At 53.5% G+C, this 1,883-nt stretch carries 1 protein-coding gene; it reads left to right on the forward strand.

The annotated features are described in order from the left end of the window. The coding region (locus tag PSHG_RS31110) for a YncE family protein (protein ID WP_010267144.1) at positions 1-1,417 on the forward strand (1,417 nt) is incomplete at its 5' end. Between the last annotated feature and the right edge of the window lie 466 nt (positions 1,418-1,883).

Raw genomic sequence — 1,883 nt, forward strand, 5'->3', positions numbered from 1 at the left:
TACGGGGGGCCACGGGGGGCAACAGGGGGCCACGGGCGCTACTGGTGCCACGGGCGCGACAGGGGCCGCAGGCGCTACTGGAGCCACGGGCGCGACAGGGGCCGCAGGCGCTACTGGTGCCACGGGCGCTACTGGAGCCACGGGCGCTACTGGAGCCACGGGCGCTACTGGAGCCACGGGCGCGACAGGCGCTACAGGGGCTACCGGCGCGACAGGAGCCACGGGCGCTACTGGAGCCACGGGCGCTACTGGAGCCACAGGCGCTACAGGGGCTACCGGCGCCACTGGAGCCACAGGCGCTACAGGGGCTACCGGCGCCACTGGAGCCACAGGCGCGACAGGCGCCACGGGCGCGACAGGCGCTACTGGAGCTACGGGCGCTACGGGGGCCACAGGCGCGACAGGGGCTACGGGCGCTACGGGGGCCACAGGCGCGACAGGGGCTACGGGAGCGACGGGGGCCACGGGAAGCAGCCACGCTCCGATGCTGTATGTGGCCAATCAGAACGACCATAACCTTATGGCCATCAATGCCTTGACCAATGAAGTTGTTGCATCGATCACGCTGGTCCCTGGCGGCGGCGCTGGAGCGAACGGAGCTGGTGCGATCGATACGATCAATCACCGGGTTTTCGTTGCAAATGTGAACAGCGGCCAGGTAAGTGTTGTTGACGGGATTAATAACACCCTTCTCAAAGTATTCACTGTTGGCAATACACCACGGGGGATGGCGTTCAATCCCAATACTAATAAATTGTATGTGGCCAACTGGGGCAGCGGATCCAGTGTTGTGTCAGTTATCGATCTGAATCAGGACATTGTCTCCACGATTACGGTCGGAAGCCGGCCCATTCATATCGACATCAATCCGCTAACCAACACCACTTACGTGAGCAATTTTCAAAGCGACAACGTTACGATTCTTGACAGCAGCGACAGCATTGTTGGAACGGTCACGCTTCCATCCGGCAGCAACCCGAGCGGCGTTCTTGTCGATCCGATTCGTAATTTGCTTTATGTCGCCAGGTATGCGCAAAGTTTCGTCAATGTCTTCGATATTTCAAACAGTTACAACAATATCCAAGTTATTACGGTCTCAGGGAATCCAACCTATATAAAAGGTAACCTGATCACTAACAAGTTTTACGTGACGTCTTTTGGCGGGAATGCTAGTGTCATTGATTCAGGAAATGGCTACGCGGTATCAAACGTTAACGTAGGAGGGAGCTCCGACGGAGTAGCAGTTAATCCGTTTCCCGTCTTATTACGAAATACGATTCCGTCGCAACTTGTATACGTTCCGGTTTCAGGTGGAGGCTACGTCAGTGTAATCGACCAGGGAACCAATAGGCTTATAACAACGATTGGAGCCGGGAGCACGCCAAGTTGGTCGGGTATTGATCCGTTTCTAGATTAATTTGTAAAGGACGTATATAAATATCATACGAGAGGCGCAACACATTTCCTTACCGATGTCTTTCTTCGGACTTCGAACGGACTTGTATATTGCGCCTCTTATTTGCTACCTAGTTCAGCTCACCGCAGAACAGTATGATTATGATGTAATCTCATGTTGTCATAAAGGAATCGCTGACAAGACAACAGATTTTATTGTAATTAGTTGTTCGTAAAAAACGGGCTGCATCGCGTTTCATGTTAGCGAGCCTTAGCCCTTGTACATTTGCTGGACAAGCGGTATATGACCGCTTATATTAACGAAAATAATATAATAAACGTTCAAGAAGCAGGAGGCACGACCATTTGCAGCGGCTTGCAATATTCGCAGTGTTCGCAGCAGTTTGCAGTCGTTTCCAGACCGCCTATACCTCACTTCGAATTCTAACGCTCGCAGTCGTCCTTATTTGAGCTAAATGAGAGGGTTG

The organism is Paenibacillus senegalensis JC66, assembly GCF_000285515.1.
In the GTDB taxonomy this organism is placed as follows: domain Bacteria; phylum Bacillota; class Bacilli; order Paenibacillales; family NBRC-103111; genus Paenibacillus_L; species Paenibacillus_L senegalensis.